20 protein-coding genes, 1 tRNA gene and 1 pseudogene are annotated in these 23,272 nt (G+C 64.2%); 16 read left to right on the top strand and 6 right to left on the bottom strand.

The features are described from left to right. The first annotated feature begins 8 nt into the window (after positions 1-8). The 7 genes and pseudogenes from HSS18214_RS0113740 to HSS18214_RS0113770 all read left to right on the top strand — a co-directional run bounded on the left by HSS18214_RS0113740 (position 9) and on the right by HSS18214_RS0113770 (position 7,968). Positions 9-296 carry a GIY-YIG nuclease family protein gene (locus HSS18214_RS0113740; protein ID WP_016915855.1) on the top strand — a complete coding sequence of 96 codons (288 nt, stop codon included), beginning with the start codon at positions 9-11 and terminating at the stop codon, positions 294-296. A 25-nt stretch (positions 297-321) separates the two neighbouring features. After that, a complete protein-coding gene (locus HSS18214_RS0113745) occupies positions 322-1,356 on the top strand; it encodes a histone deacetylase family protein (RefSeq protein ID WP_016915856.1) in 1,035 nt (344 codons plus the stop codon). A gap of 64 nt (positions 1,357-1,420) precedes the next feature. Next, positions 1,421-1,849, top strand: coding sequence for a hypothetical protein (locus HSS18214_RS0113750; RefSeq protein WP_016915857.1), 429 nt, complete (start codon positions 1,421-1,423; stop codon positions 1,847-1,849). A gap of 32 nt (positions 1,850-1,881) precedes the next feature. After that, entirely contained in the window at positions 1,882-3,561 is a 1,680-nt protein-coding gene (locus HSS18214_RS0113755; protein WP_016915858.1) for a VRR-NUC domain-containing protein, read from the top strand. Then, a complete protein-coding gene (locus tag HSS18214_RS0113760; RefSeq protein WP_016915859.1) occupies positions 3,558-5,825 on the top strand; it encodes an ATP-dependent DNA helicase in 2,268 nt (755 codons plus the stop codon). The genes HSS18214_RS0113755 and HSS18214_RS0113760 overlap by 4 nt, the downstream gene beginning before the upstream one ends. A 48-nt stretch (positions 5,826-5,873) precedes the next feature. Further along, a pseudogene (locus HSS18214_RS18305) lies at positions 5,874-6,206 on the top strand (sulfite exporter TauE/SafE family protein); the annotation flags it as partial. Positions 6,207-6,240: 34 nt separating this feature from the next. Beyond that, entirely contained in the window at positions 6,241-7,968 is a 1,728-nt protein-coding gene (locus HSS18214_RS0113770) for an ExeM/NucH family extracellular endonuclease (protein ID WP_016915861.1), read from the top strand. 83 nt (positions 7,969-8,051) lie between these two features. Here the strand turns inward: HSS18214_RS0113770 and HSS18214_RS0113775 are convergent. Together HSS18214_RS0113775 and ispB are read right to left on the bottom strand one after the other, a co-directional pair. Further along, positions 8,052-8,128, bottom strand: a tRNA-Pro gene (locus HSS18214_RS0113775). Between the two features lie 89 nt (positions 8,129-8,217). Continuing rightward, positions 8,218-9,222: an octaprenyl diphosphate synthase gene (ispB, locus tag HSS18214_RS0113780; RefSeq protein ID WP_016915862.1), complete on the bottom strand. Its 1,005-nt coding sequence runs from the start codon at positions 9,220-9,222 to the stop codon at positions 8,218-8,220. Positions 9,223-9,507: 285 nt separating this feature from the next. Between ispB and rplU the strand changes: the two genes are divergently transcribed. From rplU to proB, 4 genes are all read left to right on the top strand, one after another. Continuing rightward, complete coding sequence (gene rplU / locus HSS18214_RS0113785; protein WP_016915863.1) at positions 9,508-9,819, top strand: 50S ribosomal protein L21; 312 nt, start codon at positions 9,508-9,510, stop codon at positions 9,817-9,819. Between the two features lie 30 nt (positions 9,820-9,849). Further along, positions 9,850-10,107, top strand: a complete 258-nt coding sequence (gene rpmA, locus HSS18214_RS0113790) for a 50S ribosomal protein L27 (RefSeq protein ID WP_016915864.1) — start codon at positions 9,850-9,852, stop codon at positions 10,105-10,107. A gap of 139 nt (positions 10,108-10,246) precedes the next feature. Beyond that, entirely contained in the window at positions 10,247-11,437 is a 1,191-nt protein-coding gene (cgtA, locus tag HSS18214_RS0113795) for an Obg family GTPase CgtA (RefSeq protein WP_016915865.1), read from the top strand. 39 nt (positions 11,438-11,476) lie between these two features. Further along, entirely contained in the window at positions 11,477-12,637 is a 1,161-nt protein-coding gene (proB, locus tag HSS18214_RS0113800; protein ID WP_016915866.1) for a glutamate 5-kinase, read from the top strand. Here the strand turns inward: proB and HSS18214_RS0113805 are convergent. The 3 genes from HSS18214_RS0113805 to tnpC all read right to left on the bottom strand — a co-directional run bounded on the left by HSS18214_RS0113805 (position 12,610) and on the right by tnpC (position 16,704). Further along, positions 12,610-13,617, bottom strand: coding sequence for a DUF1853 family protein (locus HSS18214_RS0113805; protein ID WP_016915867.1), 1,008 nt, complete (start codon positions 13,615-13,617; stop codon positions 12,610-12,612). The two genes, proB and HSS18214_RS0113805, sit on opposite strands and share 28 nt — an antisense overlap. A gap of 102 nt (positions 13,618-13,719) precedes the next feature. Next, entirely contained in the window at positions 13,720-15,033 is a 1,314-nt protein-coding gene (locus HSS18214_RS0113815) for a ferredoxin reductase family protein (RefSeq protein ID WP_016915868.1), read from the bottom strand. Positions 15,034-15,255: 222 nt separating this feature from the next. Then, positions 15,256-16,704 (bottom strand): IS66 family transposase, encoded by a 1,449-nt coding sequence (gene tnpC, locus HSS18214_RS0113820; protein ID WP_016915835.1) that lies wholly within the window; start codon positions 16,702-16,704, stop codon positions 15,256-15,258. 188 nt (positions 16,705-16,892) lie between these two features. On the opposite strand from tnpC, the gene HSS18214_RS0113825 reads away from it, so the two are divergent. Beyond that, complete coding sequence (locus tag HSS18214_RS0113825; protein ID WP_016915869.1) at positions 16,893-18,134, top strand: Glu/Leu/Phe/Val family dehydrogenase; 1,242 nt, start codon at positions 16,893-16,895, stop codon at positions 18,132-18,134. Positions 18,135-18,223: 89 nt separating this feature from the next. On the opposite strand, the gene HSS18214_RS0113830 is transcribed toward HSS18214_RS0113825, so the two are convergent. Further along, the gene (locus HSS18214_RS0113830) at positions 18,224-18,700 is read right to left on the bottom strand and encodes a PepSY domain-containing protein (protein WP_016915870.1); all 477 of its coding nucleotides are present in this window, start codon (positions 18,698-18,700) and stop codon (positions 18,224-18,226) included. A gap of 124 nt (positions 18,701-18,824) precedes the next feature. Here HSS18214_RS0113830 and HSS18214_RS0113835 point away from each other — a divergent pair, with 124 nt between their 5' ends. The 4 genes from HSS18214_RS0113835 to HSS18214_RS0113850 are packed head-to-tail and all read left to right on the top strand — an operon-like array spanning position 18,825 to position 23,198. Beyond that, positions 18,825-19,187 (top strand): PepSY domain-containing protein, encoded by a 363-nt coding sequence (locus tag HSS18214_RS0113835; RefSeq protein ID WP_016915871.1) that lies wholly within the window; start codon positions 18,825-18,827, stop codon positions 19,185-19,187. A 12-nt stretch (positions 19,188-19,199) separates the two neighbouring features. Next, positions 19,200-19,874 (top strand): winged helix-turn-helix domain-containing protein, encoded by a 675-nt coding sequence (locus HSS18214_RS0113840; RefSeq protein WP_016915872.1) that lies wholly within the window; start codon positions 19,200-19,202, stop codon positions 19,872-19,874. Next, positions 19,871-21,241 (top strand): sensor histidine kinase, encoded by a 1,371-nt coding sequence (locus HSS18214_RS0113845; RefSeq protein WP_016915873.1) that lies wholly within the window; start codon positions 19,871-19,873, stop codon positions 21,239-21,241. Before HSS18214_RS0113840 ends, HSS18214_RS0113845 begins: the two co-directional genes overlap by 4 nt. 10 nt (positions 21,242-21,251) lie before the next feature. Next, a complete protein-coding gene (locus HSS18214_RS0113850) occupies positions 21,252-23,198 on the top strand; it encodes a metallophosphoesterase family protein (RefSeq protein WP_016915874.1) in 1,947 nt (648 codons plus the stop codon). The last annotated feature ends 74 nt before the right edge of the window (positions 23,199-23,272 follow it).

The raw sequence follows: 23,272 nt of genomic DNA on the forward strand, positions 1-23,272 counted from the left end.
GAGAAAACATGGCGTTATCCACCACGACCTGGTACCTGTATCTGCTGGAGTGTCGGCGAGGCACCTATGTGGGTATCACCAATGATTTGACGAAGCGCTACCAGGCCCACCGAACCGGCAAGGGCGCGCGCTATACCCGTGCGCACCCGCCCACGGCGCTCTTGGGGGCGCAGCCGTTTCCTGATCGCGCCACGGCCAGCCAGGCCGAGTACCGCTTGAAACAGCGCACCCCGGATCAAAAGCGCCACTGGGCCCGCCAATGGCCGGTCGAAGGGTGGCACCCGGAACGCGAGTAAACACACCATGGCAACAGGAGCCTTCATGCGTACGTTTTTTTCCGAGGATAGTCGTCTGCGTCAGGCGCGCAGTGAACTGCACGATGGCACGCTGGTCAGCCCCTTCGAGTGCCCGGCGCGCATGGATCTCGTGCTGGCGGCGCTGGCGCAGGCCAATATCGAGGTGCAGGCGCCGCAGGCCTATGGGCTCGACCCCGTGCTGGCGGTGCACGATGCAGACTACGTGGCGTTCCTGGAAGGCTGCTGGCAGGCATGGCAGGCCGCCGGCCATGAAGGCGAGGCCATTCCCAATATCTGGCCAGCGCGGACCCTGCGCGGCGACCGCATACCGCGCTCGGTGAGCGGCCAGCTGGGCTACTATGCGCTGGCCGCCGAAACCTCGATCAGTGAGGGGACGTTTGCGGCGGCCATGGCCAGCAAGGACACTGCGCTGGCCGCCGTGGAGCATACGCTGGCCACCGGCGAGCCCAGCTTTGGGCTTTGCCGCCCGCCCGGCCATCACGCAGCCTTCGATCAGTTCGGCGGCTACTGCTTCTTCAACAATGCCGCCATTGCTGCCCAGCGGGCCCTGGCCAGCGGCATGCATCGCGTGGCCGTGCTGGACGTGGACTTTCATCACGGCAACGGTACCCAGCAGATTTTCTACCAGCGTGACGATGTGCTGTTCGCTTCCCTGCATGGCGACCCCGACGTGACCTTTCCCTACTTTTCCGGCTATGCCGACGAAACGGGGGAGGGCAAGGGAGAGGGCTACACGCTGAACTACCCGCTGCCGCCCGGTACGTCGGTGGCGCGGTGGATGGCGGCGTTGGACGATGCCTTGACCCGGATTGCCCAGGCCGAGTGTGAGCTGGTGGTGGTGTCGCTGGGCGTGGACATCTTCGAAGGCGACCCGATCAGCGCTTTTACCTTCCAGCACGCCGACTTTACGGCCCTTGGCCAGCGGCTGGCCCAGTGTGGTTTGCCCTGCGTCTTTTTACTGGAAGGGGGCTATGCAGTGGGGGATATCGGTGTCAATGTGGTCAATGTCTTGCAGGGCTTTGGTGCGGGTGCGAGATGACAAAGGCACCAAATTCGGGCAGTCTTATGCCTTTTTAGCCTATCAATGATGGCGGGAGCGTGTCGTGGCAGTCTACGGCGGAATACAGGCACATGAAGTGGAGCGTTGGCTGAATGCCCTCACCAACGCGGCCTATGACCGACGCTGCCCGCTCTCCAAAGTGCATGGCGGCAACGCCCGTGCGCGCACCGCTCGCCAGGACCTGCTTTATCTGGCGACCTCGTTTCGCGGTGGCGAGCGCAGTCGCGAAGCCGTTGCCGACGGCTTGAGCCGCTGGTGCCAGCACTACCTCAGCGAAGCGGAGTGGTACGTGCTAGTGGGCGGTCGCAAGCCGCCCTCCTCGAACGTTACCAGCACCGCACCTCTCGCGGGTCAGCCCCGTGATGCCCAAGCCGGTAGCGAGTCTGCCGCCCCTTCCGAGGATGATGCTTCCTTGGAAGATCCCTTCGTGGACGACGCGCTAGACGCGCTTTATCAACACCGAGTGGGTTAACCCACGCCATCCAGCGCTGTTACAATGGATGCATGAACAGTGCTCATGCCGTTTCGGCCACCGCCTCCCTCGATGACCCTTTTTACTACCTGGCGAATTTCCGCTTCGTGGTCGATTGGGTGCAGTCGCGTCACGGCGATTTGCTGAGTGCCGAGGAGCATCACGCCCTCCAGCAATGGTCACGGCTGCCGCGGGCTGCTCAAGCGCTGCTGGTACGCATGGTGATGCGCAAAGGCGAGCTGTTCCGCATCGATAAGCTCAGCTATCCCGAGATTGGCGACACCCAGCAGGCACTGGCCCCGCTACTGGCCCAAGGGTGGGTCGACGAGACACCGCCGTTGAGCATCGAGGCGCTATTTCGGCTGCTGCGCCTCAGCGAGCTGCGCGACGCCCTGCAACCGACGATCCTTGAGCTGGGCATCGCCCCCAGGGCGACCAAACGCGAACTTCAGGCGGCACTGACACCAGAGCTTGCCGAGGCGCGCCCGCTGCAGCAGTGGTGGCCAGAGGCCACCACGAACATCGTGTGCCTCGACATCATGGCGCTATGCGACCGCCTGCGGCTGATGTTCTTTGGCAACCTGCGCCAGGACTGGGCCGAATTCGTGCTCACCGAGCTTGGCTTGCAGCGTTTCGAACAGCTTCCGCTCTCTTCGGATTCGCGTGCATTTCAGCGCCGCGAAGAGGTCGATACCTATCTCACGCTGCACCGCCTGCGCGAGCGCCTGGAGAGCGGCGAGGCGCCGGGAGTGCTTGCCACTGACGTGCCCGCGGCCTTCGGCAACCGCTGGCTGGACGCCCGCCGCTCGCGACTGCTGCTGACCCTGGGGCACACGGCAGAGCGCAGCGGTGAGGCGGCCCTGGCCCTGGCGCTGTATGCCGAGTCCAGCAACAGCGAAGCGCGCATCCGTCGACTGCGAGTGCTGGAGCGCCAGGGCCGCTATCAGGAGGCTTACGCGCTTGCCGAGGCGTCGCTCGATCAGGCAGGCGAGAGCGAAGCCCAGGCGCTGGGACGCCTGCTGCCACGCCTGACGCGCAAGTTGAATTTGCCCGCCCCATCGGCCGCGAAAGCCGTCGATGCCCCCTCTTACGTGCTGGAGCTGCCCGGGCCGCAGCCGGTGGAGCGCGCCGTTGCCGAGCACTTATCCACCGCCCGTGCGCCGGTCTTCTATGTGGAAAACTGCCTGATCACGGGGCTGTTCGGCCTGCTGCTCTGGCCAGTCATTTTCAAGCCGCTGCCAGGAGCGTTCTTTCACCCGTTCCACAGCGGGCCTGCGGACCTCTATCGCGAAGACTTCGTGGGCCAGCGCCAGGCAGAGGTCGACGCCTGCCTGGCGCAGCTGGAGGATGGCCGCTACCGCGCGACGATTCTGGCTACCTGGCAGGACAAGCAGGGGCTTGCTTCCCCCTTCGTGCATTGGGGAGTGCTGAGCGAACCGTTGGTCACCATGGCGCTTGACTGCCTGCCCGCCGCGCACCTGCGCGGCTGTTTTACCCGCCTGCTGGGGGACCTCAAGCACAATCGCGCAGGCCTGCCGGACCTCATTCAGCTGATGCCGGAAGCAGCGGATGGCGAGCCGCGCTATCGGATGATCGAGGTCAAAGGGCCGGGGGACCGCCTGCAGGATAACCAGCGCCGCTGGATCGACTTCTTCTGCCGCCAGGGAATGCCCGTCGAGGTTTGCCACGTGCGCTGGCAGCCCGACCCATGAGCCGCTATCGCGTGGCGGTGCGTACCCTGTGTGACTTCACCGCCCGCCAGGGCGACCTGGACCACCGCTTTACGCCCGCACCCAGCGCTCAGGAGGGCATCGAGGGGCACGCTCTGGTGGCCAAGCGGCGGGAAAAGATCCCCGGTTATCTCGCCGAACTGCCGCTCTCCGCTGAGTATCAGGGGCTGCGCGTATCTGGCCGCGCCGATGGTTTCGATGTGGCGGGCAACTGTGTCGAAGAGGTCAAGACCCATCGCGGTAGCCTGGCGCGCATGGCGGATAACCAAAGGGCGCTGCACTGGGCGCAGGTGAAAGTGTACGGCGCGCTGCTCTGTGCCGAGCGGGGCCTTGCACATATCACGCTGGCGCTGGTGTACCTGGAGATTGCCAGCGGTCAGGAAACCCGGCTGACCTGCGAGGCCTGCGCCGATGAGCTGGAAACGTTTTTTGCCCACCAGTGCCAGCGCTTCCTGGCCTGGGCCGACCAGGAGGCGGCCCACCGCGAGCGCCGCGATGCATGGCTCGCCACGCTGAGCTTTCCCCATGCGGATTTCCGCCCCGGCCAGCGGGCACTGGCCGAGGATGTCTTCAAGGCGGCCAGCACCGGCCGCTGCCTGCTGGCCCAGGCGCCTACCGGTATCGGCAAGACCCTGGGCACGCTGTTTCCCATGCTCTCCGCGATGCCCCGCCAGCGGCTCGACCGCATCGCCTTTCTGACCATGAAAACCCCCGGCCGCCGCCTGGCGCTGGATGCCCTCACCAGCCTGCAGGCCCCCGCACAGCCGCTGCGGGTGCTGGAGCTGGTGGCGCGTGACAAGGCCTGCGAGTACCCCGGTACGGCGTGCCAGGGCGATGCCTGCCCGCTGGCAAAAGGCTTTTACGACCGCCTGCCCGCGGCCCGCCAGGCGGCGGTGGAACATGGCTGGCTAGACCGCGAGGCCCTGCGCAAGGTGGCGCTGGCGCATCAGGTGTGCCCTTACTACCTGGGCCAGGAGCTGGCCCGCTGGGCCGATGTGGCCGTGGGGGATGTCAATCACTGGTTCGATAGCCACGCGCTTTTGCACGGGCTGGCCCAGGCCAACGACTGGCGGGTGGGCCTGCTGGTGGATGAAGCCCACAACCTGGTCGAGCGTGCCCGTGGCATGTACAGCGCTGCGCTCTCCCAGCAGCGTCTGAGCTACCTGCGGCGTCACTCCCCACCGGCGCTGGCCAAGCCCTTGGCGCGCGTTGGCAGGCAGTGGCAGGCCCTCAACAAAGTGGTAGCAGACCAGGCGCCGGAGCGTCGTTATCACCTGCTGGATGCGCTACCCAGCAAATTGTTGGGTGCACTGCATACCTTGGCCGGGGCGATCACGGATTATCTGGTGGAGCATCCTGACGGGGCGAGCCAGGCGCTTCAGGAACTGCTGTTCGAGGCGCTGGCGTTCTGTCGCCTGGCAGAGCAGTTTGGCGATCATTCGCTGTGCGACCTGGACGTCGCGGGGAAGGGCAGTGCCGTCCTCGGCCTGCGTAACGTGATCCCGGCGGATTTTCTTGGCCCGCGCTTCAAGCGTGCCCACTGCGCGGTGCTGTTCTCCGCCACGCTGTCGCCCTTTCACTACTATCGTGACCTGCTGGGGCTGCCGGAGCACAGCGTGTGGCGCGAGGTGGCGTCTCCCTTCGTGGCGCAGCAGCTGGAAGTGCAGCTGCGCACGGATATCTCCACCCGTTACCATCACCGCGGGGCCTCGGTGGCGCCCATCGTGGCTACCCTGGCGGCGCAGTACCAGCGCCACCCGGGCCATTACCTGGCGTTTTTCAGCAGCTTTGCCTACCTGGAACAGGTGCTGGCTGCGTTTGCCCAGGCCCACCCGGACATTCCCGTGTTTGCCCAGACGCGCAGCATGCAGGAGGCCGAGCGCGACGCTTTTCTGGCGCGTTTTACGCCTGGCGGCTGCGGCATCGGTTTTGCAGTGCTGGGGGGCGCTTTCGCGGAGGGGATCGACCTGCCCGGCGAGCGGTTGATCGGTGCCTTTGTGGCCACGCTGGGCTTGCCGCCCTTCAACGACTTCAACGAAGCGCTGAAGGCTCGGCTACAGGCGCGCTTTGGGCGTGGAGACGACTATACCTACCGTGTGCCGGGCATGGTCAAGGTCGTACAGGCGGCGGGCCGGGTGATCCGTGGCCCCGAGGACCGTGGGGTTGTGGTATTAATGGATGACCGCTTTTCCCAGGCGCGTATACGGGCGCTGCTGCCACGCTGGTGGCAGTTGGATACCCCTTGACGCTGAGTCACGTCCCCTAACCCATAACCACAAGGACCGCATTGCACCATGGCCGATCTACTCTGGTACCAGTACGTACTCATTGGGCTGATCTTTGCCTGGAGTGGCTTCGTGCGCACCAGTTTGGGCTTTGGCGGCGCCGTGCTGGCGCTGCCGTTCTTGCTGCTGGTCAGCAACGAGCCGCTGGTCTTTCTGCCCATCATTGCCATTCATCTGCTGATCTTCTCCAGCTGGATTGCCTGGAACGGGCACCGGCAGGTGCGGCAGGCGGGCCATGGGGCCGCGGTGCAAAGCAATATCGATTGGGGGTATCTGGTCAAGGCGCTGAAGATCATGATCATCCCCAAGCTGGTCAGTGTGGTGGGCTTGCTGAGCATGCCAGGCTGAATAACCTTTCAAGAGGAGCGGTGGTCGCATGAGATTCATCGACGCGCTGGCCAACCTGCAACGCGCAGGCCAGCTGCACAGGTCCCTTCGGCGAGCGACCCACGGCATCGTGTGGCTCGTGCTGCCGCTGGCGCTGCCTGCCATGGCCAGCTGCCCGGCAGCGTCCACCACGGACCTGGCGCACATCAAAGGCATTGGCGAGCAGTCTGCCCTCGCCGAAGGCCAGCGTGTGACCATCGATGGCGTCGTGACCGGGGAGTTTCTGGGGCGCGAGCACCTCAGCGGGTTCTACCTGCAGCAAACCACCGAGCAGGGCCCGGTAGGCATATTCGTGTATGCACCGGAGCTGGCCGAGCACAAGGCCACGCAGGTAGTGGCGGGCCAGCATCTGCAGCTACAGGCGCGTACAGGAAGCTTTCGCGGCAACCCCCAGCTGCAGCGCGTCTCTCAGCTGGTGACCTGTGACAGCGCAGGCGAGCTGCCCGAGCCCATTGCGTTATCCTGGCCCCAGGACGCGGCCTCGCTGGACGCCATGGAAGCGCTATTAGTCACTTTCCCTGAGCCGCTGACGGTCACCGATAACCATGATCTGGGCCGTTACGGCACGCTGGGGCTGGCCAGCGAGCGACGCTTTCGGCCGACCCATAGTGCCGCTCAGGCAGCTCCTTCGCCTGCGCCACTGCTGCTGGACGATGGCAGCTACCGCACGAACCCCGACCCCGTGCCCTATCTGAACGAGCAGGGGACGCGCCGCGTAGGCAGCACCCTCGACGGGCTGACCGGAGTGCTCACCCACGCCTTTGGCGACTACCGTCTGCACCCCACGCAAGCGGTCACGTTCACCGACAGCAACCCCCGCCCCGGCCCGCTGGAAGCACCGGGTGATGCCCTGCGGGTGGCTACCTTCAACGTCGAGAACTACTTCATCACCCTGGGGGAGCGTGGCGCCGCCAATGCGCCCGCGCTGGAGCGCCAGCGCGGCAAGCTGGCAGCGGCCATCGCGGGGCTGGAGGCGGATATTCTGGCGCTGATCGAAATAGAGAACCGCCCCGACGCGCTGACCGATCTGGTCGAGCTGTTGCACCAGCGCACGGGGATTCGCTACCAGCCGGTGGGCGAGCCCGAGCGCCATGGAACGGACGCCATTCGGGTGGCGTTGCTCTATCGGCCGGACCGAGTGGAGGCCCTGGGAGCCCTGCATATCGACCGTGACGATGCCCACGACCGACCGCCGCTGGCCGGCTTCTTCCGCAGTGTGCGAGGAGGGCCAGAGGTAGGGGTGGTGACCGCGCACTTCAAGGCCAAATCCGGTTGCCCCGCGCAGGGGGATATCGACCGTGGCCAAGGCTGCTGGAACGAGCGGCGTGTTGCTCAGGCGCAGGCCACCCAGCGTTTTCTGGACACCTTGCGCGAGGAAGCGGGCCATGAGCGTTTGCTGCTACTGGGGGACCTCAATGCCTACGGTGCCGAAGATCCGATCCGCACTTTGGTACATGCAGGCATGACCGACCTGATCGCGCGTCATCTCCCCGCCGAGCGCCGTTACACCTACGTGTTTCGCGGTGAGTCCGGGTATCTCGACCACGCCCTGGCCAGCGCTGAACTGGCCGAGGCCGTGCAGCAGGTGCATACCTGGCCCATCAACGCCGACGAGCCGCGTTTTTTGAGCTACGACCAACAGCCGGACGACACCCCGCCCAGCCCGTTTCGCTCGTCAGACCACGACCCCATCGCGGTGGACCTGGTATGGCCATGAAACGTGGCGGGCGCTGATGAGGGGCGCAAAAACAAAAACGGCCACTTGCTATAAAAGCTAAGTGGCCGTTTTCGTTGAATTCTTGGTCGGAATAGCAGGATTCGAACCTACGACCTCTGCCTCCCGAAGGCAGCGCTCTACCAAGCTGAGCTATATTCCGAGGGTTGCCAAGGCGTGCTTAACAACGGGACGCATCATACGTAGTTCAGGGGCTTTTTTCAAGCCCCTTTTGCGCTTGCCGGGTGCCGATCAGGCCTGACGCTCCACTGCGAGGCGGGCCAGCTGGGCCATGCTGTCGCGGAAGGGGCTCTCGGGCAGCGCGTTCAGCTCGGCCAGGGCCTTGTCGGCCATCTCGACGGCGCGGTCGCGGGTGTAGGTGAGAGCGCCGGTGGCGTGAATGATCTCCAGCACTTCGTCCAGTTGCTCCAGGCCGCCTTTGCGAATCACCTGGCGGATCAGCTTGGCTTGTTCGGGGGTGCCGTGCTCCATGGCGTGGATCAGCGGCAGGGTCGGTTTGCCCTCGGCCAGATCGTCGCCGACGTTCTTGCCCATGGCGTCGGCGTCGCCCTGGTAGTCCAGCAGGTCGTCGATGAGCTGGAAGGCCAGGCCGAGATAGCGGCCGTAGTACTGCAGCGCGCGCTCCTGCTCCGGGGTGGCATCGGCCAGCACCGCGCCGCTGTGGGAAGCGGCTTCGAACAGCATGGCGGTTTTGCCCTGAATGGTCTCGAAGTAGTCGGCTTCCGAGATGCTCGGGTTGCCGATGTTGGTCAACTGGAGGACTTCGCCTTCTGCGATGACACAGGTCGCGCCGGAGAGGATCGCCATGATGCGCATGGAGCCGACATCGACCATCATCTGGAACGAGCGGGAGTAGAGGAAATCGCCTACCAGCACCGAGGGCGCATTGCCCCAGGCGTCGTTGGCGGTTTTCTTGCCACGGCGCATGTGCGACTCGTCCACCACGTCGTCATGCAGCAGGGTCGAGGTGTGCATGAACTCGATCAGCGTGGCGAGGGTGATGTGCTTGTCGCCCTCGTAGCCCAGCGAGCGCGCTGCCAGCAGTACCAGCAGCGGGCGCAGGCGTTTGCCGCCGCTTTCGATGATGTACTGGCCGATGGTTTCCACCAGCGGCACGCGAGAATTCAACTGCGTCACAATGGTGCGGTTGACGGCCTCAAAATCGTCGGCCACCACGGCGTGCAGCGGTGAAGGCGAAGGGCTGGCAGGCGGGGTTGAGGAGACGTTGGCTGTCATGGGTTCCGTTCATCGCGGCAGGTAAGAGAGTGGGGGTCATGCTATGGGGCTGCCTGTGAGGCGTCAAGGCATAGCGGCGCCGGGCGGGCGGCGGGGTGATTGACAAGCCCCGGTGGCCTTGTGGTAAAGCGCGATAGTCGTTATAATCCGCGACCCACTCATCATGCTCCCTGTCAGATGGCTGCCAAAAGAGGCGCCACTCGCAGCAGGTCGATAAGAGCGGAAGGCGATGAGCGTTGGTTACGCTGGGCGTAACTGGCATTAACGACAAGTCCGGAGAGCGACATGTACGCAGTTATCAAAAGCGGTGGCAAACAGTACCGCGTTCAAGAAGGTCAGACCCTCAAGCTCGAAAAAATCGAAGTCGCGACCGGCGAAACGATTGAATTCGATGAAGTGCTGCTGGTTGCAGACGGCGACGACGTGAACATTGGCGCACCTTTCATCAGCGGTGCCAAGGTTTCCGCCGAAATCGTTTCCCACGGCCGTGGCGACAAAGTCACCATCATCAAGTTCCGCCGCCGGAAGCACCACATGAAGCGTCAGGGCCACCGCCAGTGGTTCACTGAAGTCAAAATTACCGGAATTTCTGCGTAAGCAGTCACTTCCCTTTAGGAGGATTTTGCAATGGCACATAAAAAGGCAGCCGGCTCCACGCGTAACGGTCGCGATTCCGAATCCAAACGCCTGGGTGTGAAACTGTACGGTGGCCAAGCGGCAACCGCCGGTAACATCATCGTGCGTCAGCGCGGCACGCGCTTCCACGCCGGTACTGGCGTTGGCCTGGGCCGTGACCACACGCTGTTCGCTCTGAACGACGGTGTCGTCAAGTTCGAGACCAAAGGTCCGAAAAACCGTAAATTCGTCAGCATCGTTTCTGCCTAAGCAACCTGGGTTGCGCAGTGCGAAGATGACGAAAGAAAAGCCCCGCCATGGCGGGGCTTTTTTGTCTTTTCAAGCCCTTTTGCCCGTACCGGGAACAGGGTGATGCAGTCAGGGCGGCGGAAGCGGCCGGGAGAATCCAATGCAGTTCGTCGATGAAGCCTCGATCATTGTTGAGGCAGGTAAAGGCGGCAATGGCTGTCTGAGCTTTCGCCGCGAGAAATATGTGCCCAAGGGTGGCCCGGACGGTGGTGATGGTGGCCACGGGGGCAGCGTTTATCTGATTGGTGACGATGCGCTGAATACCTTGATCGATTTCAAGTTTCAGCGCTTCTACAAGGCCGAGAACGGCCAGGGCGGCATGGGTCGCCAGATGAGCGGCAAGGCTGGTGAAGACCTGCACGTCAAGGTGCCGGTGGGCACCACCGTGATCGACGAGGACACCCTCGAAGTGATCGCCGATGTGACCGAGATCGGGCAGGTCGTGCTGGTGGCGGCCGGTGGTCGTCGTGGCCTGGGTAACATCCACTTCAAATCCTCCACCAACCGCGCACCGCGCCGCACCACGCCGGGTACCGAAGGCGACCGCCGCAATTTGCGCCTGGAAATGAAGGTGATGGCGGATGTGGGCCTGCTGGGCATGCCCAATGCCGGCAAGTCGACGCTGATTCGTTCGGTGTCGGCGGCCAAGCCGAAGGTGGCCAACTACCCCTTCACCACCCTGGTGCCGAACCTGGGCGTGGTGAAGCTGGGCATGCACGAGCACTTCGTGATGGCCGATGTACCGGGGCTGATCGAAGGCGCCTCCGACGGCGCAGGCCTGGGGCTGCGTTTTCTGAAGCACCTGACCCGTACGCGGCTGCTGTTCCACGTGGTCGATGTGGCGCCGTTCGACGAGTCCGATCCGGTCGACGCTGCCCAGGCCATCGTGCACGAGCTGGGCCAGTTCTCACCGGCGCTCTCCGAGCGGCCGCGCTGGCTGGTGCTGAACAAGTTCGACCTGCTGCCGGAAGAGGAGCGCGAAGCGCGGGCCCAGGCGATCATCGATGCGTTGAACTGGGAAGGCCCGGTGTTCCGTATTTCGGCGATCAGCAGCGAAGGCACCGACAAGCTGGTGCAGGCGGCGTACCGCTGGCTCACCGAGCAGCAGCGTCTGGAAAACGAAGACGAAGAGGCCCATGCCCGCGAGCAGGAGATGCGTCGCCGCATGGAAGAGGAGTCGGTGGCCCGTACCGAAGCGCGCCTTGGCCGTCGCCGCAAGCGCGATGACGAAGAAGACGATGACGATTTCGACGACGATGATTACGATGTCGAAGTAGAGTACGCCCCGTAAACGGCAGGCGTGCCGACCAGGATGAATCGCGTGAGCGCAATGGCGTGGGAGAGTCGCGACGTGGAACACAACGAGCAGTTGCCGGGCCGTGAGGCGCTGAGTAGCGCCCGCCGGATAGTGGTCAAGATTGGCAGCGCGCTGCTCACCAACGATGGTCGCGGGCTGGATGAAGCGGCCATTGGCGGCTGGGTGGATCAAATTGCGGCCCTGCACCAGCAGGGTATCGAAGTGGTGCTGGTCTCTTCGGGAGCCGTGGCGGCAGGCATGGTACGCCTGGGGTGGCAGGCACGTCCCAGCGCCGTGCATGAGCTGCAGGCGGCGGCGGCCGTGGGGCAGAACGGGCTCACCCAGTGCTACGAGCAGCACTTTGCTCGCCACGGCATGCTCACCGCGCAAATTCTCCTCACCCACGACGACCTCTCCAACCGCAAGCGCTACCTGAACGCGCTGTCGGCGCTGCGCACCCTGGTCGAGATGCGTGTGGTGCCAGTGATCAACGAAAACGATACCGTCGTCACCGACGAGATCCGCTTTGGCGATAACGACACCCTGGGTGCGCTGGTGGCCAACCTGCTCGAAGCCGATGCACTGCTGCTGCTCACCGATCAGGAGGGCCTGTTCGATGCCGACCCGCGCCATCATCCTGACGCGCAACTGATTGCCGAAGGCCGTGCCGATGACCCACGGCTGGCCGCCGTGGCAGGCAGCGGCGGTGCGCTGGGCCGAGGGGGCATGAGCACCAAGGTGCGTGCCGCGCAGCTGGCGGCGCGTTCCGGCGCGGTAACGGTGATCGCCAGCGGCCGTCAGCCCGAGGTGATCACCCGTATCGTGCAGGGCGAACCGCTGGGCACGCTGCTGCGCCCGGACCAGGCGCCCATGGCGGCCCGCAAGCGCTGGCTGGCAGGGCAGCTACAGGTACGCGGTACGCTGGTGCTGGATGCCGGTGCGGTCAACGTGCTGCGCGGCAAAGGCTCCAGCCTGCTGGCCGTGGGCGTGCGGGACGTACAGGGCAGCTTCAGACGCGGCGACATGGTGCTGTGTGTGGACGAACAGGGCGCACGGGTCGCCAAGGGGCTGGTCAACTACGGTGCCGATGAGGCACGCCAGCTGGCGGGCCAGCCCAGCCACCAGATCGAGGCCATCCTTGGCTATGTGGAGGCCCACGAGCTGATTCATCGCGATAATCTGGTGGTGGTGTAAGGCGGCAGCGGTATTTGCTGTGGCCAGCCGTCCGGCACGATCATCACCCGCAACGGGGGGTGAGCCGGGTGGCTGAGCATCACCTGCTGAGGCCCGTAGCGGTCGACCAGCGGCATCACGCTGGCCGTTTGTAGCGCCAGCTCATCGAAGGATTCCGGCAGCGGCGGCGCTAACCAGTGGGGCTTTTCCAGCCAGGCCATGCTGGGTGCGTCGGCGTAGCTCTCTGCCAGTGCTGGCCAATCCTTCCTGTAGCACCACAGCCCGCGCCGGTGGTCAGGCGTTGCCCCGTCCGGCGGTGGCAGCGTTGCGTGCCACGGGTAGAACAAGACGCCGGGCATGGCCACTCGGGGCTGCAAGGCGGGCAGGGTTTCGCCGCTGTCGCGGGGGGCGAGCCAGTGGCGCAGCAAGTGTCGCGCAGGTGGCGTACACGACAGCGGCAGCTGATGCTGGCGCAAGTGCTGGCACTTCAGCGCCAGACTATCCAACCCTCCGGGGCCAATCCAACGGCTCTGGCTAGTTTGCTCTCCAGGCCCTTCGGGCAACCCCAGATAAAACTTGATGGCCACCTCCAGGTGCATGGGCGCCGGGTTCTGCCGAGTACGGTAGAGAATATCCAGCTCGCCCAGCGTCAGGCGGCGCTGGGTAATGCGTACGTTGTGGCCCAGCAGGCGAGTGTTGGGCGCGCTGTCCAGCAGCAGATGCCACAGCCGTTCATGGTAATGCCCCATGCGCTGAGGCGGTAAACGCCTTGTCCTTCCAGCCGCTTGTGGAGACTCATCCTGCCGAAAATGGTCCGCATGGCGGGCCAGCCAGGCGTGACGCTGTGCGGCGCTGGCCAGGCCCAGCTCGGCGGGGGGGGGGCGGCCAGCCAGATGCTCGGCCAGCGTCACCAGGTCCGGGGTTGCCAGCAGCCACAGCATGTCGCGCAGCAGCCGCTGCGGCGAGTGGGGCCAGACGCCTTCCAGGCAGCCGTCGCTCATGCCATCAACGTAGCCAGAAGGCCAGCAGCGTCAGGGCAATCAACACGACCAGCGTGGCAGTGCCCAGGTGGCGGGCGTAGTGGTGCAGCATGCGAACCTCTCTCAGACGATGTCGAAGCGATCGGAAAAAATGTGCGTCGGCGGGATGCCGTGGGCAATCAGCCCGCGTTCGGCGCTATCCATCATCGGGTCGGGGCCGCAAATGTAACAGTCGGTCCGCGGGTCCAGGTCCGGCAAGACACGTTCGATCAGTGCCTCGTCCACATAGCCGGTTTCGCCCTGCCACCCTTCGTGCGGGTCGGATAGCACGTGAATCACCTCCAGCGGCAGCTCGTTGCTAAGCGTTTCCAGGTGCTCACGGAAGGTGGCTTCCTGCCAGGTCGGGTTGGCATAGATCAGCCAGATCGGGGGGGCGTTGCCCGTGTCACGAAAGCTGCGCAGCATGCTGATGAACGGGGTGATACCGATACCGCCCGCCAGCATCACGATGCCATGAGGGTTATCGGGGTTGGGGGTAAAAGCGCCGAAAGGCCCTTCGATGAAGGCACGGGTATTGGCCTTGACCTTGGGCAGGGTGCGGGTGAAGTCCCCCAGCCGCTTGGCACTGAAGGCCACCCTGCCCGGCTGTGATGCGCTGGAAACGATGGAAAAAGGGTGCTGCTGCAAGGTAAAGGGGGTATCCCCTAGGGTGATCCAGAAAAACTGCCCGGGCTGGAAGTCCAGCTGGTGCTGGCCATCTGCCTCCAGCGTCAGCGTCGTGGTGTCGCCTCGCTCCAGCTGGTTATCCACCACGCGCCAGGGCTGGCGGCGTAGCCGCCACGGGCGCAGCAGGCGAGTTTCCACCAGCAGCCCTAGCGGCAGCAGGAGCAGCAGGGCAAAGACGCCCGAGGTGACGACGCCTTGGGTGTAGCGCTGAGCCATCAGCGCATGCCCCAGCCCGCCCATGACCACGAAAGCGGTCAGGCCGCCATGCAGCAGTCGCCATGTCTCGTAACTCAACCCCAGCCGCTTGCGCCATAGCGAGGTGACCACCAGGGTCAGGCTGGCCAGCAGCAGGGCCATCAGGGCCAGGGCGCGTAGGGTGTCCTCGCGGGGGTCGAGATAGTGCAGCAGGCTGGGCTCGGCGATGAATGTCAGCGTGGGGTGCGCCAGTACCAGCAGCAGGGCACCGATCCCCAGCTGGCGATGAAACTGCAGTACGTTGTCGAACCCTGCGCGGTTACCAAAGCCGTGACGGCCCGAAATCAGCGCTTGCAGCGCCATGATGCTCAGCGCCAGCGCACCGAGCAATACGCCTGCCTCGGCCAAGGCGCTGCGTGGAGCTGGCGGCGACACCAGCAGCCAGCTCACCGGCAGTAATGCCAGCACCATGTAGAGAGTGACCCAAAGCAGCGCTTGGCGGATGACGTGGTTCACGAATGCTTCTCCTTGTGCGTCCTTGCGAATGGCGAGTGTTGCCCCGTCTTCCTGTGGGTGGCTAGTCCAAGTGTGGGAAAAACCGAGCATTTCGCAAGTCTGGCCGCCAACGCAGCAGGAGCTGCTACGCTGACGGAAGGGCCATCGAGAGTCAGTATGGCCGATAGCGCCAGCATTCACCCGACAGGAGCAGCATGATGGGCAAAGGAAAATCGAAGGTAACTATTCAGCACCGGTTGGCTGAGTCGGGGCTTCTTGCTGCATGAAGGCTGGCACATCACCCGCAAACAGTTGCTCCAGTGCGGTATGCGCCGCCACCCCTTGCTTGACGGCGGTCGAGAGGAAGCTGCGCATCCGGCAGAAGATCTCCGCCCCCTCCCAGGAGCGGAAACAGCCCGAGATTTTCTGCTGGACCTTGGTCATTCGCAGATCGCGTTCCCCCTGGTTGTTGGTGAAGGGAGCGGCAGGGTCGTCGAGGAAGCGCAACACGTCGTCCTCGTACGCCTGGAGGCGTTCCAGGAGGTTGCGCGACTTGGTGCGCTTGGCCCGGCCTCGCGTTCCAGGTGGCGGTTTCACCGGCGGGGGGCTCTCGGCGTCCCCTTTCGCCAGGCAATCTCGATAGCGCTGCCGCCAGGCTCGGGTCTCATCGGCCGAGAGGCAGCCGTCGGCCACCTCCACGGCGCGATGCATCTCCAACAACAGGTCATGCAAGGCCTTGGCCCATGCCTGGCCATCGTTCTCCCAGGCCGCTGTCAGCTCCCGAAGGTGGTGCGCATTACAGAGCGCGTGCCGGCAATCCGGATAGCGGTAGTAGGGCTTCCAGTGATCATGCACCAGCACGCCACGCACGAAGGGCAATACGCCGATGGCGTCCATCGCTTCCTGGCCGCGCTTGGGGTGCGGGGCCAACCAGGTCAGGGCCTCGTTGGAGGCGCTGTGTAGCCAGTAGCGTTTGCCACCGACCTGCATTCCGGTTTCATCGGCATGGACGGTGGCTGCTTCACGTAGCGCCGGGATCACCCACTCGGCGAACGCCTCGGCCCGCTGGTAGGCCTCCTGGTTGAAGGCGAACAGGGTGCCGGTGCTCAGCGACAGGCCGCACTGCGAGGTGAGCAACTCGCGGATACGCGCATAGGGCAACAGCTGATACTGGGAGAGATAGACGACATGCGCCTTGAGGCGAGGGCCATACTGGATGGGGCGAGTCACGCCCTCGGGGAATGGCGCCACGTAGCGTTGCCCCTGATCATCTTCGAGGACCTCAGCCTGATATTCGGTGACCACGGCCTGGATTACGATGTCCTGCACTTGGCGCGTTTCGACGCCGACCGGGCGGTAAGAACGCCCCTTGGGGAGTTGCCGACGATCGACACGGAGCTTGACCACCTCGTCGGGGTCCGTCACCGGCGCCAACGTCTTACCCTCATGCCCTGGCTGTCCGCCGGGGCGCCGCTCGCCTTTGGCGCGCGAGCGGCGCTGGCGATTGGGATCCTGGGACGGTGGCTTGCTGCTGTTGCGGCTACTGGTGGCCAGGCGATCGGCCATGAGCTTGACCAGCAACATCAGCACATCGATGGCCGCACGCAGCGACGGAGAGACCGTCTGGTCTTCCTTGAGCTGCTGTCGGACCCGCTCCAGAGCCTCGTCGACGTTGATATCGCTGATGGTCATGTCACCGCATAGATATGCCGAAGGATTAGGCACACTATACCAGAAAAATCAGGTGGTTGGCGATATCCCATCCGCAGCCACCTGAATAGTTACAATCGAAGAAAAGCCAGCCGAGCAAGTCCGACTCTACAGCGTCCTCGGCGGCTGCCAAGGCGCCACAGCAGCTGACCCCCGATACCGGGGCTGCCTTGTTTGAAGACGCTCGTTCGCGGCTGGTGGCCGTGTTCGAGGCGTTGGAAATCCACCCGGATGCTCAGGCGCGTTTGATGCAGCCGAGCCTTTCATTGCAGGTCAGCGTGCCGGTGCGCATGGATGATGGCAGCCTGAAGGCGTTTCCGGCCTGGCGCGTGCAGTACGACACCAGCCTGGGACCTGCCAAGGGCGGGGTTCGCTTCCACCCGGACGTGAACCAGCATGAAGTCACCACGCTGAGCTTCTGGATGGCGGTGAAGTGCGCGGTGGTCAACCTGCCCTACGGTGGCGGCAAGGGCGGCGTTCAGGTGGATGCCAAGTCGCTGTCGTCGCTGGAGCGGGAGCGGCTGGCACGGGGCTATATCCGCGCCATCGCCGACATCATGGGGCCCGACCGCGACATCCCCGCACCGGACGTGAATACCGATGCCACGGTGATGGGCTGGATGATCGATGAGTACGAGCAGATTCTGCGTGCCCAGGCGCCAGCCGCCATCACGGGCAAACCGCTGCCGCTAGGAGGCTCGCCAGGCCGGGTGGAAGCCACCGGCCGTGGCGCGCTCAAGGTGCTCGACCTGTGGGCGGCGCAGCGCGAGCGGGCGCCGGAAGAGACCACCGTGGCGGTGCAGGGCTTCGGCAACGCCGCGTACCACTTTGCCCGTTTGGCCAGCGCCGAAGGGTATCGCGTGGTCGCGGTTTCCGACTCCAGCGGAGGCCGCTATGCGGCGGACGGGCTGGACATCGAAGCGCTGAAAAAGGACAAGCAGTCCCACGGCAAGCTGTCGAAAAGTCAGCAGGGGAAAGCCCTGAGTGGCGAGCAGCTGCTGGCGCTGGAGGTGGATGTGCTGGCGCTGGCCGCGCTGGAGAATCAGGTGCATGGTGACAACGTGGCCGAGGTGCAGGCAGGCGCCATTCTGGAGATCGCCAACGGCCCGCTGACCAGCGATGCCGACCGGGCGCTCGAAAAGCGCGACGTGGACGTGCTGCCCGACGTACTGGTCAATACCGGCGGGGTCGTGGTCAGCTACTTCGAGTGGCTGCAGAATCGTGCCGGTGAAAAGTGGAGTGAAGAGCAGGTCAACGAGCGGCTGGATACACTGCTGGAGCGCGAGGCAAGCCAGGTACTCAAGCGGGCCGAGCAAGAGCAGGTGTCGTTTCGTCACGCGGCGTACTGTCAGGGCATCGAGCGGATTGCCGAGGCCATCATGGCCCGCGGCAACTGCCAGGACTGCCGCTAACCCACGGTGTCGATGACGTCATGACGCCATGAAGATGACATGAAAAAGGCGGGCCACCAGGGCCCGCCATGCAAGGTGGCTTGCGCGTATCAGTCGCGGTCGATCTCGGTGACCTGGAACGAACCCTGACGCATCTTGATGTCCAGCTCACGACCGTTCTGGTCGCGCCCTTCGATGTCGATGGTGCCGTTCTTGTCGATCTCGATCTCCTCGAACTCCATCATGCCTTCCTGGCTGGCGATATTGAGCGCCTGGCGCACATCGTCTTCGCTCATGCCCCAGGCGCCGGTGATCAGACGCTTGCGCTCTTCCTTCAGGGTATCGCCGTTATCCAGCGAGAACTCGACATCAGCGTACCACTCATCGTCCAGCCAGCCTTCGACTTCGGCGCGTCCACGGCTCTTGATGCTGATCTCTTCATAGTGCGTAAAACCATAATCGCTGGCGTAGGTCAGAATGTCGTCGATGCGGTCCACCGGTTGGGTATCGGCATACACGGTGCTGGCGGCTGCGCTCAGCAGCAGGGCAGAGGCAGGAATCATCAGCATTTTTTTCATGGCGTTCATCACAAGCTCCTTTTTTCACGATATGTCAGTTGAAGCGACGAGACAGTTATAGCAGCCGGGGTCTTACCGGAAGCTGACAAAGTCGTTCATCTACCGTTCATGTTGACTTTGGCATGCTGGCATCATGAAAACCATGACCGCTTTCCTACGCTCCTTACGCACCTGGCCCCGCCTTCGGGTGATGGCCTGCGCGTTGGCGCTGGCCTGGATGGGTAACGCCATTGGCGACCAGCCCTGGCAAGCGCTGCACGGTGAAGTGGGGCGCGGCGATGTGGTGCCGCTGGAGACGATACTCGACTGGCTCGAAGAGCGTTACATTGGCGATATTCTGGAAATCGAGATCGACCGGGACGACGGGCTGGTGGAGTATGAGATCAAGATGCTGGGGCCCCAGGGGCAGGTGGTCGAGTTCGAATTCGATGGTCACAGCGGCCAGTTGATGAAGATCGAAGGTGTCCGCATTCGCGAGATGCAGCGTAACCCCTGAAAGGATGGCGTGATGAAGTGTTTGCTGGTAGAGGATGACCAGGCGCTTGCCCGTGAGCTGAGCCAGGCCCTGCGTGAAGGTGACTGGATCGTCGAACGAGCCGAAAATGGTCAGGAAGCCGACTTTCTGGTGCGTACGGAAGCCTACGATACGGTGATTCTGGACATCGGCTTGCCGGATGGCGATGGCACCCGCTGGCTCTCCTCGTGGCGGGAAGATGGCATCGACCTGCCGGTGCTGATCTTGACCGCTCGTGAGCGTTGGGCCGACAAGGCCGCAGGCTTTACCGCCGGAGCCGATGATTACGTGACCAAGCCTTTCGAGCCCGCTGAAGTGCTGTTCCGGCTGCGCGCTCTGGTGCGACGCACCCATGGCCACGCCCACCCGGTGCTACGGGTAGGCGAGCTGAGCCTGGACACCCACACCCAGCACGTTACCCTGGTGGGCAGGCCCGTCAGCCTGACCGCCCAGGAAACCCGCCTGCTGAGTTATCTCATGCATGCCGCGCCGCGGGTAGTAAGCCGCAGCGAGCTCTCGGAGCACGTCTATGACCGTGACCACGAGCCCGACTCCAACGTCATCGACGTGCAGGTCAGCCGCCTGCGACGCAAGCTGGGTGCCTGGCGTATTGCCACCCTGCGCGGCCAGGGCTATCGCCTGCTGGCCGATGAGCCTGACACACCATGAGCGCTGCCGGGCAGCCTTGGCGGCAACGCTGGGCCAGCCGCTCCATTCATCTGCGCTTGCTGCTGGCAGCGCTGCTGATCGTACTATTGGCCCTGCCGGTGGCGGGTGGGCTGCTGGCCCATCACTATCGTAGCGCCGCCGTGAACGCGTTCGACGAGCGTCTCGAAGCGACGCTCAACGTGATCATTGCCGGTGTTGCCTACGACCCACTGAGCCAACAGCTGCGCTATGAACGTGCCTTGGGCGACCCCCGCTTCGAATACGTGTTTTCAGGCTGGTATTGGCAGATCACCGACAGCGAGCAGCACACGGTGGCGTCGCGCTCGCTATGGGATCAGCGGCTGCCCGTGACCCACAGCGAACAGCTCTCGGCGCGTACCGTGCCAGGGCCAAGAGGGCAGCAGCTGCGAGTGGTGGAGCGGGATATCTATCTGGCCCCCTTGGAATCGCCTTTGCACGTTAGCGTGGCTGCCCGAGACGATGTTCTGGTGGCCGAAATTCAGGCTTTTCAGCGTCTGCTGTGGTTAGGCTTGCTGGGGCTTGGTGCAGTGTTGCTGGGGGTGCTGGCGCTCCAGGTGCGCTGGGGGTTGGCACCTTTACGGCGTATGAATGCCAACCTGCGCGACGTGGAGCAGGGAGGGGCAGCGCAACTGGATACCCGACTGCCGCAAGAGCTGGCCACCCTGGCCAGCTCCATGAACGCCGTATTGGCGCGCGACCAGCGGCTGATCGAGCGCGGACGCTATACGGCGGGTAATCTGGCCCACGCCCTCAAGACGCCGCTCAGCGTCATGCGTCTGCTGGTGAAGCAGCTACCCAGCGACAGCCGAGCCACCTGGGACGTAGAGCTTTCGCGTATCGACAATGCGGTGCGTCACCACCTGGCCCGGGCCTCGGCGGCTGGGGACAGCGGGCGCTTCGCCGCCATTGACCTGCAGGCCACCCTGGCGCCGCTGATGAGCGGATTGGCGCGTCTTGCCCAGCGGCGGCACATCACCCTGACGCAGACCGTGGATAGCCAGGTGCGGGTACACCTGGACGACCAGGACCTGCAGGAGATGGTGGGCAATTTGCTCGATAATGCCCTGCGCTGGGCCAGCCAGACGGTGCATGTGAGCTTTCAGGCGCAGCAAGGCGTATTGAGGCTGACGGTGAGCGATGACGGCCCCGGCATGACCGCCGAGGAGTGCCAGGAGGCCGTGCAGCGCGGCAAACGCTTGGATGAGCAGCGTTCCGGGAGTGGGCTGGGGCTGGCCATCGTGGCCGATCTGGTGGCCCTGTATGGTGGGCAGATGCGCCTGCAGCGCGCCGAACAGGGCGGGCTGGAGGTGGTGATTGAACTACCCGTGCTGGCCGCGCGGGCCTGAAGGAGCAACGATGATCGACGTCACCGAAACACTGCCTGACGTACTGGTGGGGCCGCTGCTGCGTCGCTTGTCGCCGTCACGCCTGGTGATGTGGCTGGTGGCCACGCGACCGCTGGCTCTCCAGCTGGTTCTGTTTCCGGACACCCCCGACCAGCAAACCTACCCACTGTCTCGCCAGGATCACCAATGCGTGACCATCGGCGAGCGGGCCTACCTGTACTGCATCGACCTGAGCTTGCCCAGGGCACTGCCCACCGATACACGCATCGCCTACGACCTGCAGGTACAGAGCCGCCAGGGCGTATGGCAGCGCCTTCCCGAGTGGGCACCGTGGTTATGTCACGCCGGGCAGGCCTACCCGGCCTTTGTGCTGGCATCGCGTCACCACCGCCTGATGCACGGCTCCTGCCGCAAGCCCCACCACGACAGCCCCGATGGTCTGGTGCGTGCCGATGCCTGGCTGGCCGAGCGCCAGGAAGCCCCTGGCGAGTGGCCAGCCTGGCTATTGATGACCGGTGACCAGGTCTACGTGGATGACGTGGCAGGCCCCAGCCTGCGCGCCGTGCATGCCCTCATCGCCCGGCTGGGGCTGGCCGATGAACAGTTGGAAGGCGCCACGGTGAACGATAGCCAGGCGCTCTATGCGGCTCCCGAAACCTATTATCATCGCGAGTCGCTGCTGCCGGATGTCACCAGCAACGCGGCCCTGCGCGAGCGCTTCTTCGGTGGGGTGAAAAAGCCGGTGTTCACCTCGGCGCACGCCCAGAACCACCTGATGACCCTGGCCGAAATGCTGGCCATGTATTGTCTGGTCTGGTCGCCGACTCCCTGGCAGATCATTGCGCCCACGCCTCCCGAGCTGGCCGAGCAGGAGGCCGAAGCGTACCGTACCGAACAGGCGGTCATCGATGCCTTCGTGGCAGGGCTGCCCCAGTGCGCGCGGTTGATGGCCCACGTGCCCAGTCTGATGATCTTCGACGATCACGACGTCACCGATGACTGGAACCTGACCGCCGATTGGGAGCGCTGTGCTTATGGGCATCCGTTCTCCAAGCGCATCATTGGCAACGCGCTGGTGGCCTACCTGCTTTGCCAAGGGTGGGGCAATGCCCCGGACAAACTCAACCCGCTGCTGCATCAGGTCGGCACGTTGTTCGATGGGTCGGGCACCTTGAACCCCCAGGCCCAGAACAGCGTGATCGAGCGGCTTCTGCGCTTTCAAGGGTGGGAGTTTCAGGTGCCAGGCGCCCCCGCGCTGATCGTGCTCGATACCCGTACGCGCCGCTGGCGCAGTGAGCGCAACCCCAAACGGCCCTCCGGGCTGATGGACTGGGAGGCGCTCATGGAGATGCAGCAGGCGCTGTTGGGCACCCCCAGCGCGGTGATCGTCTCGCCTGCCCCGATGTTCGGGGTCAAGCTGATCGAGGGCATTCAAAAGCTGTTTACCCTGGCCGGCAAGCCGTTGATGGTCGATGCCGAAAACTGGATGGCCCATCGCGGTGCTGCCAGCGTGCTGCTGCACATCTGGCGGCACTCCAGGACACCCGGCAACTACGTGATCCTGTCGGGGGACGTGCACTACTCCTTTGCCTACGACATCGTCGTACGCGGGCAGGAGCAGGCCCCGCATCTGTGGCAGATCACTTCCAGCGGCGTGAAAAACACCTTCCCTCGGCGGCTGCTGGATACCTTCGACCGGCTCAATCGTTGGCTATACGCGCCGCTGTCGCCGCTCAACTGGTTTACCCAGCGGCGCAAGCTCAGCATCTACCCCCGGGACCCCGAGCAGGCCAGCGCTGGCGAGCGGCTGTGGAATGCCAGTGGGATAGGCCTGGTCAGTCTCGACGAGAACGGTCGTCCCACCGATATTCGTCAGTTGGATGCCCGCGGTGGCGACGCGGTGTTTCCGCCGCCGGACATCCCAGGCATGAAGGCGCCAACCGATGGTTCGTCATGAAAATGTCATGTAAATGACGCACGCTTGCTGCCCTGGCACCTTCCTGATGGAGTTGACAAGTCATAGGGATCGTT

The organism is Vreelandella stevensii S18214 (assembly GCF_000275725.1).
Classification (GTDB): domain Bacteria; phylum Pseudomonadota; class Gammaproteobacteria; order Pseudomonadales; family Halomonadaceae; genus Vreelandella; species Vreelandella stevensii.

Bases quoted from the DNA above. Each gene is read 5' to 3' on its own strand.
- HSS18214_RS0113740 (WP_016915855.1), top strand. From the start codon at position 9: ATGGCGTTATCCACCACGACCTGGTACCTGTATCTGCTGGAGTGTCGG.
- HSS18214_RS0113745 (WP_016915856.1), top strand. From the start codon at position 322: ATGCGTACGTTTTTTTCCGAGGATAGTCGTCTGCGTCAGGCGCGCAGT.
- HSS18214_RS0113755 (WP_016915858.1), top strand. From the start codon at position 1,882: ATGAACAGTGCTCATGCCGTTTCGGCCACCGCCTCCCTCGATGACCCT.
- HSS18214_RS0113760 (WP_016915859.1), top strand. From the start codon at position 3,558: ATGAGCCGCTATCGCGTGGCGGTGCGTACCCTGTGTGACTTCACCGCC.
- HSS18214_RS0113770 (WP_016915861.1), top strand. From the start codon at position 6,241: ATGAGATTCATCGACGCGCTGGCCAACCTGCAACGCGCAGGCCAGCTG.
- ispB (WP_016915862.1), bottom strand. From the start codon at position 9,222: ATGACAGCCAACGTCTCCTCAACCCCGCCTGCCAGCCCTTCGCCTTCA.
- rplU (WP_016915863.1), top strand. From the start codon at position 9,508: ATGTACGCAGTTATCAAAAGCGGTGGCAAACAGTACCGCGTTCAAGAA.
- rpmA (WP_016915864.1), top strand. From the start codon at position 9,850: ATGGCACATAAAAAGGCAGCCGGCTCCACGCGTAACGGTCGCGATTCC.
- cgtA (WP_016915865.1), top strand. From the start codon at position 10,247: ATGCAGTTCGTCGATGAAGCCTCGATCATTGTTGAGGCAGGTAAAGGC.
- proB (WP_016915866.1), top strand. From the start codon at position 11,477: ATGGCGTGGGAGAGTCGCGACGTGGAACACAACGAGCAGTTGCCGGGC.
- HSS18214_RS0113805 (WP_016915867.1), bottom strand. From the start codon at position 13,617: ATGAGCGACGGCTGCCTGGAAGGCGTCTGGCCCCACTCGCCGCAGCGG.
- tnpC (WP_016915835.1), bottom strand. From the start codon at position 16,704: ATGACCATCAGCGATATCAACGTCGACGAGGCTCTGGAGCGGGTCCGA.
- HSS18214_RS0113830 (WP_016915870.1), bottom strand. From the start codon at position 18,700: ATGAACGCCATGAAAAAAATGCTGATGATTCCTGCCTCTGCCCTGCTG.
- HSS18214_RS0113835 (WP_016915871.1), top strand. From the start codon at position 18,825: ATGAAAACCATGACCGCTTTCCTACGCTCCTTACGCACCTGGCCCCGC.
- HSS18214_RS0113840 (WP_016915872.1), top strand. From the start codon at position 19,200: ATGAAGTGTTTGCTGGTAGAGGATGACCAGGCGCTTGCCCGTGAGCTG.
- HSS18214_RS0113845 (WP_016915873.1), top strand. From the start codon at position 19,871: ATGAGCGCTGCCGGGCAGCCTTGGCGGCAACGCTGGGCCAGCCGCTCC.
- HSS18214_RS0113850 (WP_016915874.1), top strand. From the start codon at position 21,252: ATGATCGACGTCACCGAAACACTGCCTGACGTACTGGTGGGGCCGCTG.